At 68.7% G+C, this 14545-nt stretch carries 14 protein-coding genes; all 14 read right to left on the bottom strand.

All coding sequences use genetic code 11. The annotated features are described in order from the left end of the window. Positions 1 to 92 precede the first annotated feature (92 nt). Positions 93 to 893 carry a DivIVA domain-containing protein gene (locus C6I20_RS05735; protein ID WP_118395085.1) on the bottom strand — a complete coding sequence of 267 codons (801 nt, stop codon included), beginning with the start codon at positions 891 to 893 and terminating at the stop codon, positions 93 to 95. 125 nt (positions 894 to 1018) lie between these two features. Beyond that, complete coding sequence (locus tag C6I20_RS05730; RefSeq protein ID WP_118395084.1) at positions 1019 to 1309, bottom strand: YggT family protein; 291 nt, start codon at positions 1307 to 1309, stop codon at positions 1019 to 1021. A 3-nt stretch (positions 1310 to 1312) separates the two neighbouring features. Then, positions 1313 to 1795: a cell division protein SepF gene (locus tag C6I20_RS05725; protein ID WP_118395083.1), complete on the bottom strand. Its 483-nt coding sequence runs from the start codon at positions 1793 to 1795 to the stop codon at positions 1313 to 1315. 40 nt (positions 1796 to 1835) lie between these two features. After that, a complete protein-coding gene (locus C6I20_RS05720) occupies positions 1836 to 2552 on the bottom strand; it encodes a YggS family pyridoxal phosphate-dependent enzyme (RefSeq protein WP_118395082.1) in 717 nt (238 codons plus the stop codon). After that, the gene (locus C6I20_RS05715; protein WP_118395081.1) at positions 2549 to 3265 is read right to left on the bottom strand and encodes a polyphenol oxidase family protein; all 717 of its coding nucleotides are present in this window, start codon (positions 3263 to 3265) and stop codon (positions 2549 to 2551) included. Before C6I20_RS05715 ends, C6I20_RS05720 begins: the two co-directional genes overlap by 4 nt. 1 nt (position 3266) lies before the next feature. Further along, positions 3267 to 4433 (bottom strand): cell division protein FtsZ, encoded by a 1167-nt coding sequence (gene ftsZ / locus C6I20_RS05710; protein ID WP_118395080.1) that lies wholly within the window; start codon positions 4431 to 4433, stop codon positions 3267 to 3269. Positions 4434 to 4569: 136 nt separating this feature from the next. After that, entirely contained in the window at positions 4570 to 5295 is a 726-nt protein-coding gene (locus C6I20_RS05705) for a cell division protein FtsQ/DivIB (protein ID WP_118395079.1), read from the bottom strand. Beyond that, on the bottom strand, positions 5292 to 6695 hold the full coding sequence (murC, locus tag C6I20_RS05700) for a UDP-N-acetylmuramate--L-alanine ligase (protein WP_118395078.1): 1404 nt from the start codon (positions 6693 to 6695) through the stop codon (positions 5292 to 5294). Before murC ends, C6I20_RS05705 begins: the two co-directional genes overlap by 4 nt. Further along, positions 6692 to 7765 carry an undecaprenyldiphospho-muramoylpentapeptide beta-N-acetylglucosaminyltransferase gene (murG, locus tag C6I20_RS05695; RefSeq protein ID WP_118395077.1) on the bottom strand — a complete coding sequence of 358 codons (1074 nt, stop codon included), beginning with the start codon at positions 7763 to 7765 and terminating at the stop codon, positions 6692 to 6694. The genes murC and murG overlap by 4 nt, the downstream gene beginning before the upstream one ends. A 2-nt stretch (positions 7766 to 7767) precedes the next feature. Continuing rightward, on the bottom strand, positions 7768 to 8982 hold the full coding sequence (ftsW, locus tag C6I20_RS05690; RefSeq protein ID WP_118395076.1) for a putative lipid II flippase FtsW: 1215 nt from the start codon (positions 8980 to 8982) through the stop codon (positions 7768 to 7770). A gap of 47 nt (positions 8983 to 9029) precedes the next feature. After that, the gene (gene murD / locus C6I20_RS05685; RefSeq protein WP_118395075.1) at positions 9030 to 10493 is read right to left on the bottom strand and encodes a UDP-N-acetylmuramoyl-L-alanine--D-glutamate ligase; all 1464 of its coding nucleotides are present in this window, start codon (positions 10491 to 10493) and stop codon (positions 9030 to 9032) included. After that, positions 10490 to 11554 carry a phospho-N-acetylmuramoyl-pentapeptide-transferase gene (mraY, locus tag C6I20_RS05680; RefSeq protein ID WP_118395074.1) on the bottom strand — a complete coding sequence of 355 codons (1065 nt, stop codon included), beginning with the start codon at positions 11552 to 11554 and terminating at the stop codon, positions 10490 to 10492. The genes murD and mraY overlap by 4 nt, the downstream gene beginning before the upstream one ends. 53 nt (positions 11555 to 11607) lie before the next feature. Continuing rightward, on the bottom strand, positions 11608 to 12954 hold the full coding sequence (murF, locus tag C6I20_RS05675) for a UDP-N-acetylmuramoyl-tripeptide--D-alanyl-D-alanine ligase (protein ID WP_118395073.1): 1347 nt from the start codon (positions 12952 to 12954) through the stop codon (positions 11608 to 11610). Next, positions 12951 to 14429, bottom strand: coding sequence for a UDP-N-acetylmuramoyl-L-alanyl-D-glutamate--2,6-diaminopimelate ligase (locus tag C6I20_RS05670; RefSeq protein WP_118398627.1), 1479 nt, complete (start codon positions 14427 to 14429; stop codon positions 12951 to 12953). The genes murF and C6I20_RS05670 overlap by 4 nt, the downstream gene beginning before the upstream one ends. Positions 14430 to 14545 lie beyond the last annotated feature (116 nt).

The raw sequence follows: 14545 nt of genomic DNA, 5'->3' as shown, positions 1-14545 counted from the left end.
TGCACACTTGGCTGGGTGAGACACGACAGAACGGCCCGCCTCCTGGGAGGCGGGCCGTTCTGTCAAAGCTGTCTGCGGGTGCTGCCTGACGATCAGTAGGTCTCGTCGTCGCCCAGCAGCGAACGAAGACGGCGCGGGCCAGCCTCCGCAGGTGTCTGGACCGGCTGCGAGCTGGACGTGCTCTCGTTGGCCGCGAGCTGGTCGAGCTGGCTCTGGAAGTAGTTCTTGAGCCGGGCGCGGTATTCACGCTCGTAGGCCCGCAGGTGCTCGACCTCGCGCTGGATCTCGTAGCGATCCCGCTCGATGGTCGCGACAGCCTGCTGGCGGCGCTCGTTGGTCTCGTCGTCGAGCTTCTGCGCGCGGATGCGAGCATCGGTCTCGAGGCGATCGGCCTTGCCGCGGGACTCGTTGGTCAGACGCTCAGCCTTGGCGCGAGCCTCACCCACGATGCGGTCGGCCTCTTCCTTGGCCGCGTCCATGAGCTGGTCGGCGTTGGTGGAAGCGATCTCGAGCAGACGCGCCGCAGCGGACGAGGCATCGCCCATCGAGGCGCGCACAGGGACCGGGGCGACGACAGGCGCAACCTGGACGGGCTCAGGCTCGGGCTCGGGTGCAGGCGGGGGCGTGTACTGCTGCACAGGCTCCTGCACGGCAGGGGTCGGAGCGGGCTGCGGGGCCGGGGCGGCCGCCGAGACTGCAGGGATGAGACCAGTGGGTTCACCGGTTGATGCGGCAGCTACCTTGGCGCGAAGTTCTTCGTTCTCGACCGTCAGACGCTCGAGTTCTGCCTCGACCTCGTCGAGGAACTGATCCACTTCGCCCATGTCATAGCCCTCGCGAAGACGGACAGGCGTAAAACGCTTGTTACGCACGTCCTCTGGCGTCAATGGCATGAGTACACCTCGGGGTTGGGGTTAGTCCTAGGGACTTTGAGTCTCCACCGTACTCTGCCGATCATCACTTCTGCCACAGGAGTCCCCCAAGTCTGCGGGTGGCGCCGAACACTCTTGGCGGACTCTCAGAAGAAGATGGCTCGGACGATCGCGCGCAGGATGTAGATCGCGATCAACAGGATCATCGGCGACAGGTCGAGCATGACCGCGCCGAGGCGCAACGGCGGCATCAGCCGGCGCACGGAGCGCAACGGCGGGTCGGTCACCGAGTACAGGCCCTCGCAGAACACGAGCACCAGCCCTCGGGGACGCCAGCTGCGGGCCAGCATCTGCACCCAGTCCAGGACGAACCTGGCAATCAGGAAGATGATGGCGAGCAGGAGGATGAAGTCGAGAATGCCGCCAACCAGCTCCATGCGTCAGCTCTGGTTGAAGAAGCCGCCGGCAGCGATGCGCTGCTTGTCCTCGTCCGTCACCGAGATGTTCTCGGGCGACAGGAGGAAGACCTTGGCGGTGACACGGTTGATCGACCCGTGGACGGCAAATACGAGCCCGGCAGCGAAGTCGACCAGGCGCTTGGCGTCGTCGTCATCGATCTCCGAGAGGTTCATGATGACCGGCACACCCGAGCGATAGTGCTCGCCAACCGTGCGGGCGTCGTTGTAGGTGCGCGGGGTCACGGTCTCGATGCGCGCGAGGTCGGAGGCGGTCGACGCGCGACGCTCGGGCCGACGCTCGGAACGGCGGTGGTCGTCGATGCTCGCCACGGGCGCCGGGCGCACGACAGTAGGCTGCCGGCTCACGGGCGTGGGGTCGTCGATCTCATCATCGAACTCGTCGTCGAAGTCAGCCTGTTCTACGAGGCCGAGATATTCGCCGACCTTCCGCATTGCGCCAGCCATGAGAACTCCGTCGTGTGAATCGGTTGTGACAGGACTGAGATTACCCCGCCGGAGGACGCTCACCGAGTATCGAACGCCCGATACGCAGGTGTGTCGCGCCGGCGTCGATCGCCGCCCCGAAGTCCCCGCTCATCCCGGCGGAGATGATCGTGGCCTCGGGGTGCTCTGCGCGCAGGTCCTGGGACAGCCGCACGAGGTGCGCGAAGTGTGGCGCGGGGTCCTCGCCGAGCGGCGCGACGGTCATCAGGCCACCCAGCTCGAGGTGCGCGGATCCGGCGATGGCCGACGCCACATCGGCGATGCCCGCGGGCACGACACCCGAGCGGCCTGGGTCCGTCGCGGAGAAGTCGACCTGGACCAGACAGGTCAGGGTGCGACCGGCGGCCTCGGCTCCTCGGGCGAGAGAGTTCGCGAGCTTGACCCGGTCGACGCTGTGCACGACGTCGGCATACCGCGCGACGGCGCCGGCCTTGTTGGTCTGCAGCCCGCCCAGGAAATGGCACCTCGGCAGCGGCGGGGCGCCAGTCTGGCGTCCGGCCCGCAGCTCATCGAGCTTCAACTCTGCCTCCGGGTGGCGGTTCTCCCCCATGTCGGTGATCCCGAGTCCGGTCAACAGCTCGACGTCGGAGGCCGGATAGGTCTTGGTGACGGCGATTAGTGTGATTTCCGACCGGTCCCGGCCGGCGGCCTCGCAGGCCGCGGCGATGCGCTGCTCGGTCTCCGCCAGCCCAGCAGCGATCTCGTCTCGGCGGCTCATCTGACCACCGCCACTGCGCCGAACCGGCCGGAGTTCTGCCCCTGCCGGCGGTAGGAGAAGTAGCGCTCGTCCTCGATCGTGCACTCGCCAGCGCCGAGATCGGTCGCCGGGACGCCGAGCGTCCGCAGCTGTGCCAGGACGCCAGCACCCACATCCACGGCGGGCGTCCCCCACGACGTCGTCGAGCGCGCCTCGGGCACGAGGGCACCGACTGCGTCCGCCATCTCGACCGGCAACTCGTAGCAGCGCCCGCACGCCCGAGGGCCGACCCGGGCCTCGAGCGACTCGGCGCCACGCTGACGGAGGGCGGCGACCGCCGCCGGGACGATTCCCTTGACCAGTCCCTCTCGGCCGCAGTGAACGACTCCCGCCATGGCTTTGTCCCGGTCGACCAGCACGATCGGCACACAGTCGGCGACCCGCACCAGCAGGCCCACACCGGGTTGATCGCTCAGGAGCGCATCGGCCCGCGGGATCTCCCCCTCGGCCACCTCGTCGACCCAGACGACGTCCGCACCGTGGACCTGGGTCATCCGAACCAGCCGGTCGACACCGATCTCTTCGGCCACCCGGGCCAGATTGCGTTGGACCACCTCGGCGTCGTCGCCGTTGGACGTCCCGAGGTTGAGCGAGGACCACGGTCCTTCGCTCAACCCTCCCTCACGGTCGGTGAAGGCCAGCTCGACCCGCCCGACCGCCTCACGGTGAAGCAACTCAGCGGAGGAAGTCGGGCACGTCGAGGTCGTCGCCGTATCCGGTCGACACCGGGTCGGGCGGGATCGTGACGTTGCCGGCTCCGTCCTCGGGCCGCCTCGGTCCGTCCAGGTGCGGATCGGGCGCGAGGAACGTCTGCGCAGTCGGCGGAGCGGCAGCGGGAGGTGCCGGCCGCTCGACCTCCTTGAGCAACGCGGGCTTGGTCGCGTCACGCAACATCGGCTCGCCACCATCGAAGCCGGCCGCGATGACAGTCACGCGGACCTCATCGCCGAGCGCATCGTCGATGACCGCTCCGAAGATGATGTTGGCGTCCGGATGCACCGCGTCGGCGACGAGACCGGCAGCCTCATTGATCTCGAACAGTCCGAGGTCAGAGCCGCCGGCGATCGACAGCAGCACTCCGCGGGCACCCTCGATCGAGGCCTCCAGGAGGGGGCTGGAAACCGCGCTCTCCGCCGCGACCGCGGCACGGTGCTCACCGCGGGCCGAGCCGATGCCCATCAGTGCGGACCCGGCGTCGGACATGACCGACTTGACGTCGGCGAAATCGAGGTTGATCAGGCCGGGAGTCGTGATCAGGTCAGTGATGCCCGAGACGCCCGAGTGCAGGACCTGGTCGGCCTGTCGGAAGGAGTCGAGGAGGCTGACGTTCGGATCACTGATCGACAGCAGTCGGTCGTTGGGGATCACGATGAGGGTGTCGACCTCGTCGCGCAGCGCCTGGATGCCGGCGTCGGCCTGGCCCGAGCGGTTGCGGCCCTCAAACTTGAACGGCCTGGTCACGACACCGATCGTCAGCGCGCCCAGCGAGCGGGCGATACGTGCCACGACGGGCGCGCCGCCGGTGCCTGTGCCGCCGCCTTCACCTGCCGTCACGAAGACCATGTCGGCGCCCTTGATGGCCGCCTCGATCTCCTCGGCGTGGTCTTCTGCTGCACGCTTGCCGATCTCGGGGTTGGCGCCTGCGCCGAGCCCCCTGGTGGAGTCGCGCCCAACATCGAGCTTGACGTCCGCATCGCTCATCAGGAGCGCCTGAGCATCGGTGTTGATCGCAATGAACTCGACACCCTTGAGCCCCACCTCGATCATGCGGTTGACGGCGTTGACGCCGCCTCCGCCGATGCCGACGACCTTGATCACGGCGAGGTAGTTCTGTACCGCCATCGTGTGTCCCTTTCCGGGGATTTGGAAACTCTAACCCTGAGGTGGAGGTTTATAGTTATGTCAACCTGTGACTCATGTGAAACGGTACGCGCGCGGGCCGGGCTTCCCGGTCCGACACGCCGCGCGTCACCGCGGACTACTTCCGGGTCGTCGGCTGGTCGGGTGCACTGACGTCGTAGCGAACCGCGTCGATGCGCAGCAGCGCCCGGAGGACGCTGAGCTTGTGGCCCGGATCGGCCCGACTCCCCCAGACGACCGTGCGTCCCTTGGTCAGGTCAAGCTCGATCGAGTCCTTGCTGGCGGCACTGATGCCCTGCATGACCTTGCGCAGCGCCGGCTCCTCGGAGTCGATGACCTCGACGACGCTCGCGACGGCCTCCAGGGTCTGCTGGCGGCCGCGCGTGTCGGTCTCGGTGACGGTCGCCTCGATGAGTCCCTTGGGCGCCTTGTCGTACGTGCGGAAGTCGATCCCGTCTCGGTCCAGCCCCCTGATCGCGCCACCTACGGCGATCCAGGCGACCGGCTTGCGCTCCACCACGGTGATCTTGACGGTGTGCAGCCACGAACGGGACACCGTCACGGTGCGGACGCGCTCCATCGACGCCACGCGGGCCTCGATCGTCGCGACATCGATGCGGGCAAGCGGTTGGCCGATCTGCACATCGGCCTTTCGACGGATGTCGGCCTCCGCCAGCGAGGTCTCGCCGTCCACCGCGACCCTGTGCACCGAGAGGACGCTCGAGAACATCACGATCCAGACCAGGGTCCCGACGACTATGAGACCCAGGACCGCGATCGCCGCCTGTTTCCAGCGTCGCTGTCGCAGCGCCGTGGCACGAGCCACGAAGCGTTGATCGCTCACCCGGCGTCGCCCAGCGCTGCCAGAACGGCGGGTCCGACCGTCGTGATGTCACCGGCCCCGAGGGTCAGCAGCAGGTCACCCGATCGCAGCTCCGGCACGAGAACCTGCGCCAAGCCGCTCACGGGACCACCCAGGGTCGCTGGCGGCCCGTCGACTGCATCGACGATCAGCGCCGCCGTGACCGCCGGGTCGGCATCCTCGCGAGCCAGGTAGATGTCCGCAACGAAGACGCGGTCTGCTGTCGACAGGGCCTTGCCCATCTCGACCCCGTAGAGCCGGGTCCGACTGACCAGGTGCGGCTGGTAGGCGACGACGAGCCGGTCCCCCGCCGCGATCGACCTTGCCGCGGCCAGGTCTGCGCGAATCTCGGTCGGGTGATGGGCGTAGGAGTCGTAGATCCGTACGCCCGCGGCGGTGCCGAGGGGCTGCATGCGCCGGTTGGCGCCGGAGTAGGCCGCAAGCCCGGCCACGAGCAGGTCGCCATGATGGCCGTCGAGCAGTCCAGCACCCAGGGCCAGCAACGCATCCTTGGCATAGTGCGCACCGGGAACGGCCAGCCGCACCGGTCCGAGGTCGACACCATGGAGGGACGCCGAGAAGGTCGAGGAGGAGCCCTCGACGACCAGGTCGCGTCCTCTCAGATCGGCGTCCTCGCCGAAGCCGACGCGCAGGACCTCGATCCCTCGGGCCCGCGCCGGCTCGATCAGCGCCCGAGCGCCCGGGTCGTCGGCGTCCAGGACGAGGAAGCCGTCGATCGAGGTCACGAACTCATCAAATGCGGCGGCATACGCCTCGACGGTGCCGTAGTTGTCGAGGTGGTCCGCATCGACGTTCGTGACGATCGCCGCGTGGGGCGAATAGTGCAGGAACGCACCGTCGCTCTCGTCCGCCTCGGCAACGAAGAGGTCGCTGCGTCCGAGCCGGGCATTGGCGCCCAGGCTGGCGACCTCGGCCCCGATCGCGAAGGACGGCTCGGCGCCGGCGGCGATGAGGGCGCACGCGAGCATCGCGGTCGTCGTTGTCTTGCCGTGCGTGCCGGCAACAGCGATGGTGCGTCGGTCCGCCATGAGCGACCGCATCCCGGCAGATCGTGGCCAGAGCCGCAGGCCGCGGCGCTGCGCCTCGACCACCTCGGGGTTGTCCTCGCGGACTGCTGTCGAGGCGATCACGGTGTCGATGCCGGCCAGGTGTGCGGCGTCATGTCCGACGAAGCACGTGATGCCTTCGGCGCGGAGCGCCTCGACGACCGCGGACTCGGCGGCATCGCTGCCACTGACGGCGATCCCCTGCTGGGCCATGATGCGGGCGATGGCCGACAGCCCTGCCCCGCCGACGCCGATGAAGTGCACCGAGCCCAGCGATCGGGCCGGTGGCACGTCATCGGGGAATGGAATCCTCACGATCGCGCCGCCTTCTGAACCATCTCGGCGAGCAGCTCGTCGGCGTTCCGCGGGACGATGCCAGCGGCGGCTCTCGACATCGCGGCGAGCCGACCCGGGTGGCAGACCAACGGGATCACGACGTTGTCGATCCACGCCGGGGTCAACGCGGCGTCGTCGATCAGCAGCGCTCCCCCGGCCTGCACGACAGCGTGCGCGTTGTGGGCCTGCTCACCGTTGCCGATCGGTAGGGGCACGAAGGCGGCCGGCAGCCCGACGGCTGCGGCCTCCGTCACGGTGTTGGCGCCGGCCCGGCAGACGATCAGGTCGGCCGCGGCATACGCAAGGTCCATCCGGTCGATGTACTGCAGCACGACGTACGGCGGATCGCCGGCGCGCGGGTGCAGCGCGACCTCATCGGGCCGACCGGCAGCGTGCAGGACCTGCACCCCGGCCTCGGCAAGGTCGCGAGCGGCGGCAGAAAGCGTCTGGTTGATCCGACGTGCGCCTTGCGACCCACCTGTGACGAGGACGGTGGGGCGGTCGGGATCCAGCCCGAAGTGGGCTCGGGCCTCGGCACGCAGCGCGGCCCGATCGAGCCCGGAGATCTCACGCCGGATCGGCAGGCCGATGTAGCGCGCGTGCGGCAGGTCGGTGTCGGGGAAGCTGGTCGCCACGTGCTGGGTGAATCGCGCGCCAAGCTTGTTGGCGATGCCAGGGATGGCATTGCCCTCGTGCACGACGAGCGGGATGTGGCGACGCCGTGCCACGAGGTAGGCCGGGACGGACACGTATCCACCGAAACCCACGATGACGTCGGGACGTACCCGGTCGATCACCTCGCCGGTCGCCCTGACTGCGGCCCGCAGCTTGCCCGGAACCTGGACGAGCGCCTTGCCCGGCCGGCGCGGCAGTGGGACCGGCGGCACCAGCTCCAGCCGGTAGCCGGCCTGAGGAATCAGGGTCACCTCGAGGCCCCGGGGGGTTCCGAGACACGTGATCTCGACCCCGGCCTCGCTCAGGACTGCGGCAGTGGCCAGCAGGGGCGACGTATGCCCCGCGGTCCCGCCGCCGGCAAGCAACGCGCGCACCTTCAGCTCCTCCGTAGGACCCGGCCCCGTGCGCGGCTGGCGCGTCCGGCGGCAAGTGCGCGTCGGGCTCCGGGTTCGGTCTTGGCACAGTTAATCAGAACGCCCAAGGCGACGAGGGTCACCAGCAGGCTTGAGCCGCCGTACGAGATCAGCGGAAGCGGGAGGCCGATCACCGGAAGCAGTCCCAGCACCATGCCGATGTTGATGACCGCCTGGACCATGAGCCAGATCGTGATGCCGGCCGCGGTGTACCGGACGAAGGGATCCCTCGTGCGGCTCGCGATGCGGATGCCCGCGAAAGCCAGCACGACGAACAGGATCAGCACGACGAAGGTGCCAAGCAGCCCCAGCTCCTCGCCGATCACCGCGAGGATGAAGTCAGTGTGCGCCTCGGGGAGCGATCCCCACTTCTGTCGGCTGCCGCCCAGGCCCACACCCCAGAAGCCGCCCCGGGCCAGCGCCATGCTGGCGTGGATCGACTGGAAACCGGCATTGTCAGGATCGGCCAACGGGTTGGTGAAGTTGAGCAACCGGGCAACGCGGTGCGGGGCCGTCGCGACGAAGAACACGAGGACGACGAAGATGCCCGCGACGACCGCGCTCATCTGCTTGGCCGGCAGCCCGGCGACCCAGAGCATCCCCACGATCAGCGCGAAGAGCACCAGGGCCGTGCCGAGATCGTGCTGCGCGACGACCAGCGCCGCCACGGCACCAGCGATCGGCACCATCGGGGTCAGGATGAAGCGCGGAGTGCCGAGGTATTTCTGCCGACGTGCGTAGAGGTCAGCAATCCACAGCACCACTGCGAGCTTGGCGAACTCCGAGGGCTGCAGCTGGAAACCGCCCGGAAGGGCGAGCCAGTTGCGGTTGCCGTTGACGTCGACGCCGATGACGAAGGTCGCGGCGATCAGCGCCACCGAGATCAGGAGGAACGGCAGAATCAGCTTGCGCAGGAGCTTGAGCGGGATCCGAGAAGCGATGTACGCACCGATCAGACCGAGCACGGCGAAGAACAACTGCCGCTCGACGATCGCGAACGAGTTGTCGTAGTTGGTCAGCGCGAACACCGAGCTCGCGCTGAGCACCATGATCAGGCCGAGTCCGAGCAGGAGCGCAGTGGTGCCGAGGACCAGCTGGTACGACGCCAGCGGGCGCTCGAGCGTACGGCGAGCGGCCTCGACTATCGCCGGCGAGCGTCGCTCGGCGGTTGCCGTCATGTCGCGGTCCGCGTCATGGGTCGTCCTCTGCCTCGGGGAAGGAAGGTCTAGGCCCCGTCGCGCAACCGGTGCACCGCCGCGGCGAAGCTGTCGCCTCGCGCCGCATAGTTGCGAAACTGGTCCATGGACGCGGCACCGGGAGCCAGCAGCACGGTGTCGCCCTCACAGGCGAGCGATGCGGCAGTCTCGACGACGCGATCCATGGGATCAGTGTCCCCGGTGTCGACCTCGACGACGGGGATGTCAGGCGCGTGTCGCGCCAACGCCTCGGCGATGACTGCTCGGTCGGCACCGATCAGCACCACGGCCCGCAACCGGTCGCGGACCGCCAGGACGAGCTCGTCGAAGGCTGCGCCCTTGACGAGTCCACCGGCAACCCAGACAACGCGCTCGAAGCCCTGGATGGAAGCGGTCGCCGCATGCGGGTTCGTCGCCTTGGAGTCGTCGACCCATCGGACACCACCGACGCAGGCCACGTCGGCGATGCGGTGCGCGTCGGGACGGAACGAGCGAAGCCCGTCGCGCACCGCCCGCGGGGACACCCCATGGGTCCGGGCCAACGCCGCAGCGGCAAGCGCGTTGGCGACGGTGTGGGGTGCGGGCAGCTCGCCGTCGACCTGCGAGAGGTCGTGGATGCTGCCGAGCTCGGCGGCATTGGAGATGCGGCCGGCGATGAACGCCCGGTCGGCGATCGCATCGTCGACCAGCCCGATCATGCCGGGCGCGGGGATGCCGACCGTGAAGCCGATGGCCCGGCACCCCTCGATGACCTCAGCCTCCTCGACCAGGTGCTCGGTCACCGGATCCTGCACGTTGTAGATGCACGCGAGCTGCGTGCGGTCGTAGATCCGTGCCTTGTCCGAGGTGTATGCCTCCAGACCACCGTGCCAGTCGAGGTGGTCGGGAGCCACGTTGAGCACGACGCTCGCCTGCGCGGAGATCGACGAGCTCCAGTGCAGCTGGTAGCTCGACAGCTCGACCGCGAGGACGTCGAAGGGGTCGGGGTTCATGACTGCCTCGAGCACGGGCGTGCCGACGTTACCGACAGCTAGCGCGTTGAGACCCTCCGAACGCAGGATCGCCTCGAGCATCTGCACGGTCGTGGTCTTGCCGTTCGTGCCCGTGACCGCGAGCCATGGGGCCGCGCCCTCGCCGCGCAGGCGCCAGGCGAGCTCGACCTCACCCCACACCGGCGTGCCGCGCAGCATCGCCTCGGTCAATATCGGCGTGCTGGGTGACCAGCCCGGCGACGTCACCAGCAGGTCGATGCCGTCAGGAAGCGTGGCCGTCGAGCCGGGGCCCAGGCGGACGTCGACCCCGAGGATCTCGAGCAGGGTCGCCTTCTCCTGCAACGCGTCGTCGTCGCCGTCGTCGAGCGCGACGACCTCGGCGCCGAGATGCTGGAGGGTGTCCGCGGCGGCGAAGCCACTCACGCCGAGTCCGCCGACGACGGCTCGCACGCCCGCCCAGGACGACTCGCGGCCGAGGGCGAACGGATCAGGACGGGTCATGTTCCGGTGACCCATTCGGCGTAGAAGATGCCCAGCCCTGCCGCGACGCACAGTCCACCGATGATCCAGAACCGGACCACGATCGTGATCTCCGCCCAGCCAAGGAGCTCGAAGTGGTGCTGAAGGGGTGCCATGCGGAAGATACGCCTGCCCCCGCTGAGCTTGAAGAAGCCGACCTGCAGGATCACCGAGGCGGTGATCACGACGAACAGGCCACCGATCACGACCAGCAGCAGCTCGGTGCGAGTCATCAGCGCGAAGCCAGCCATCGCACCGCCGAGGGACAACGAGCCGGTGTCGCCCATGAAGATCTTGGCCGGCGAGGCGTTCCACCACAGGAAGCCGAAGCAAGCACCCGTCAACGCTGAGGCGACGACGGCGAGATCGAGCGGATCGCGCACCTCGTAGCACTTGGGACCCGGGTTGAAGGAACAGTTCTGGCCGCTCTGCCAGATGTTGATGATGACGAACGCGCCGAACACCATGACCGATGCGCCGGTGGCCAGTCCGTCGAGGCCATCGGTCAGGTTCACACCGTTGCTGGCACCCGCGATCATGAGGAGCACCCAGACCACGAGCAGGTAGGTCGGCAGCTCCCAGCCCCCGAGGTCACGGGTGAACGAGATCGCGTTCGTGATCGGCGTTCGCCCGGTGCCGTCCTCCCAGCCGATCGCGAGCCAGGCGAAAATCAGGCCGACCAGGGTCTGACCGATGAGCTTGGCTTTGGAGCGCAGGCCGAGATTGCGTTGCTTGGAGACCTTGATGTAGTCGTCCAGGAAGCCGATCGCGCCCAGACCTGTGAACAGGAACAGCAGCAGCAGCGCCGAGGCGCTGGGTTGCGTCTGTGTGGCGAGCTTGGCGATGAAGTACGCCGCCAGCACCGACACGATGATGACCAGTCCGCCCATCGTGGGCGTGCCGCGTTTGGTGTGGTGCGACGTCGGTCCGTCGTCGCGGATCAGCTGTCCGTAGTTCTTCTTCACCAGCACCGAGATCGCGAAACGGGTGCCGATCAGGGTCCCCAGCAGCGAGAGCGCTCCAGCGATCAGGATGGCCTTCATCGGGTCGCGAGTCCTTTCCCCGGGCAGTTCGGCATGCTCGGACGAGTATGCCGTCAGCCCTCCAGCAGGGCGTCCGCGACCCGCTCGAGCCGGCCGCCCCTCGATGCTTTCACAAGTACGACCTCGTCCCCGGAAAGGCTCGCGGACAGTGTGTGGACGGCCACATCGACCGTGTCGACCGAGACGGCGATCCCGCCAGCCCCCTCGACGATCCCCCGAGCTCCCTCGCCAACCGCCACGACACGGAGAAAACCGAGCTCGGCGGCGAGAAGGCCGATCTGCCGGTGCGCCTCATGGCTGCCGTCCCCCAGCTCGAGCATCTCCCCCAGGACAGCGACCGCCCGCCCGTTGCCGATCGCGGCCACGGCCCTCAGCGCTGCGGCCATCGACTCCGGATTGGCGTTGTACGCGTCGTTGACGATCACGACGCCGTCCTCGCGCACATGACGTTCCATCCGCATCGACGATCGCGGGAGCGCTGTGGCGAAGCGTCCGGCGATCGTGGCCAGCCCGACCCCCAGGGCCAGCGCGACCGTCGCGGCGGCAGCCGCATTCGCGACGTGGTACTCCCCGATCAACGGAACCTGGACCCCGACGCTGCGCCCGCCGTGGCGCAAAGTGAAGTGCGGGGAGCCGGACTCGTCGACGCGGACATCGGCCACCTCGACGTCACCTGCGACACCAAAGGTCATGATCGCGCCATCGGTGCGCTCCGCCATCGCCAGCACCAGCGCATCGTCGGCATTGAGCACCGCGACGCCGTCCTGGTTGACGGCCTCCACCAGCTCGCCCTTGGTGCGCGCGATGGCCTCCGCCGAGCCGAACTCGCCGATGTGCGCGCGACCGACGTTGAGCACGACCCCGACGGACGGCGGGGCGATGCGGCACAGCGCCGCGATGTCACCGATGCCACGAGCGCCCATCTCCACGACCAGGAATCGGGTCAGCTCGTCGACGTGCAGGACTGTGAGGGGCACTCCCAGCTCGTTGTTGAAGTTGCCGACCGTCGCGATGGTGCTCCCCTCGGGCTCGAGCACCTGTGCCAACAGGTCCTTGGTGCTGGTCTTGCCGCTGGAGCCGGTGATCGCGACCACCGTGATGTCCTCGGCCAGGTCGAGCACGTGACGGGCCAGGCGGCCCAGGGCCTCGGTGACGTTGGCGACGACGACCGATGGAACCCCGACCTCACGACTGCTGAGAACGGCTGCGGCGCCCGCTGCCATGGCCTGCTCGACGTAGTCGTGACCGTCGACGCGGTCTCCGGCCACCGCGACGAACAGGCCGCCGACCTCGATCGCACGCGAGTCGACCGTCGCGGGTGCGTCGACGACAATGCGTTCGTCGCCGCTCACGACGCCGCCCGTCGCGACGGCGATGTCCCGGAGCGAGAGCGGGATCATGCCGACTCACCAATCAGCCCGACGAGGACCTCGCGGTCGTCGAATGGCGCGACGACTCCGTCAGCCTCCTGGCCGAGCTCATGGCCCTTGCCCGCCACCACGACGGTGTCACCGAGATGGGCCATGGCAACAGCGTGCGCGATGGCCTCACGGCGTCCCGGCACCTCGATGGCGACTCCCGGACCGGCCGCAGCGCCCTCGAGGACCGCTGCGCGGATCGCAGCGGGCGGCTCGGTGCGGGGATTGTCGTCCGTCACGATCACGACATCGGCGTGCAGGGCTGCGGCCTGACCCATCAGCGGACGCTTGCCGTGGTCGCGGTCGCCCCCGGCGCCGATCACGACGATCAGTCGTCCGGCGGTGACCGGCCGCAGGGCACTCAGGACCGCGGTGACGGCGTCAGGCTTGTGTGCGTAGTCGATGATGGCGGTGAACGCCTGTCCGGCCTCGACTCGCTCCATGCGTCCCGGGACTCCGGTGCTTGCCGCGATGCCGGCCGCCAGGTCCACGGGGTCGTAGCCAGCCGCGGAGAGCCCGGCGATCACGGCCAGGGCATTCGAGACGTTGAAGACGCCGGGCAACGGCACCGAGAGCTCGAGCGCCAGGTCACCGGGCCCCAGGACCTCCAGATCCGTGCCGAGGCGGTGCGGGCGGATGTTGACCGCTCGCCAGTCGGCCGCGTTGCCATCGGTCGAGAACGTCGTGACGGGCAGCGGCGTCAGCTCACGCAGGCGTCGTCCGTGGGCGTCGTCGACGTTGATGACAGCCTGCCGGGCGTGCTCGGTCGTGAACAGGGCGGCCTTGGCCAGGAAGTAGTCCTCGAGATCGTGGTGGAAGTCGAGGTGGTCACGCCCGAGATTGAGGAACACTGCGACGTCGAACAGGAAGCCGTCGACCCGGCCCTGCACCAGGGCATGGCTCGAGACCTCCATGGCGCACAGCTCGACGGCCTCCTCCCGCATGACCGCGAACAGCGCCTGGAGCTGCGGAGACTCCGGCGTCGTGAGCGTCGATGCGGCAGGGACCCGACCGATCCGGGTGCCGATCGTGCCGACGATCGCCGACACGTGCTCACCCAGCGCCGCCTCGGCGAGGTACGTCGTGGTCGTCTTGCCTTGCGTGCCGGTGACCCCCAGCGTCGTGAAGGAACTGCTGGGATCGTCGTAGAACGTGCTGCTGAGCCTGGCCAGGGCTCGACGCGGGTCCTCGACGACGATCGTGGGGAGCCCCTCGGCGATCGCAGCACCCTCGGGATCGGTCAGGACCGCGCTGGCGCCGAGCTCGCGGGCGACCCCGGCGAACGATGCTCCGTGTGCCGTGGCGCCCGGCAGCGCCGCATAGAGGTCACCCGGCTCGAGGTGTCGGGTGTTGAGCGAGATCCCCGTGACCGTGGCCTCCGCCGTGGCCGTCGCATCGAGCTCTGCGGCCAGTGCGGTCAGCGTCCACCGTGGGGTCTGCGTCGGGCGTACGCGCATCTGCTCGGTCACCCCCCGACCCTACCGACCCAGAAACCCCTAGCGACCCGGCCGCCGGATGTTTCGCGACCACAGGTCCGGCGCAGCCGGACAAGAGACCGCGGCGAAGCCGCGGA

The organism is Aeromicrobium sp. A1-2, assembly GCF_003443875.1.
Taxonomy (GTDB): domain Bacteria; phylum Actinomycetota; class Actinomycetes; order Propionibacteriales; family Nocardioidaceae; genus Aeromicrobium.
This window is presented reverse-complemented; position numbering and strand designations above follow the sequence as displayed.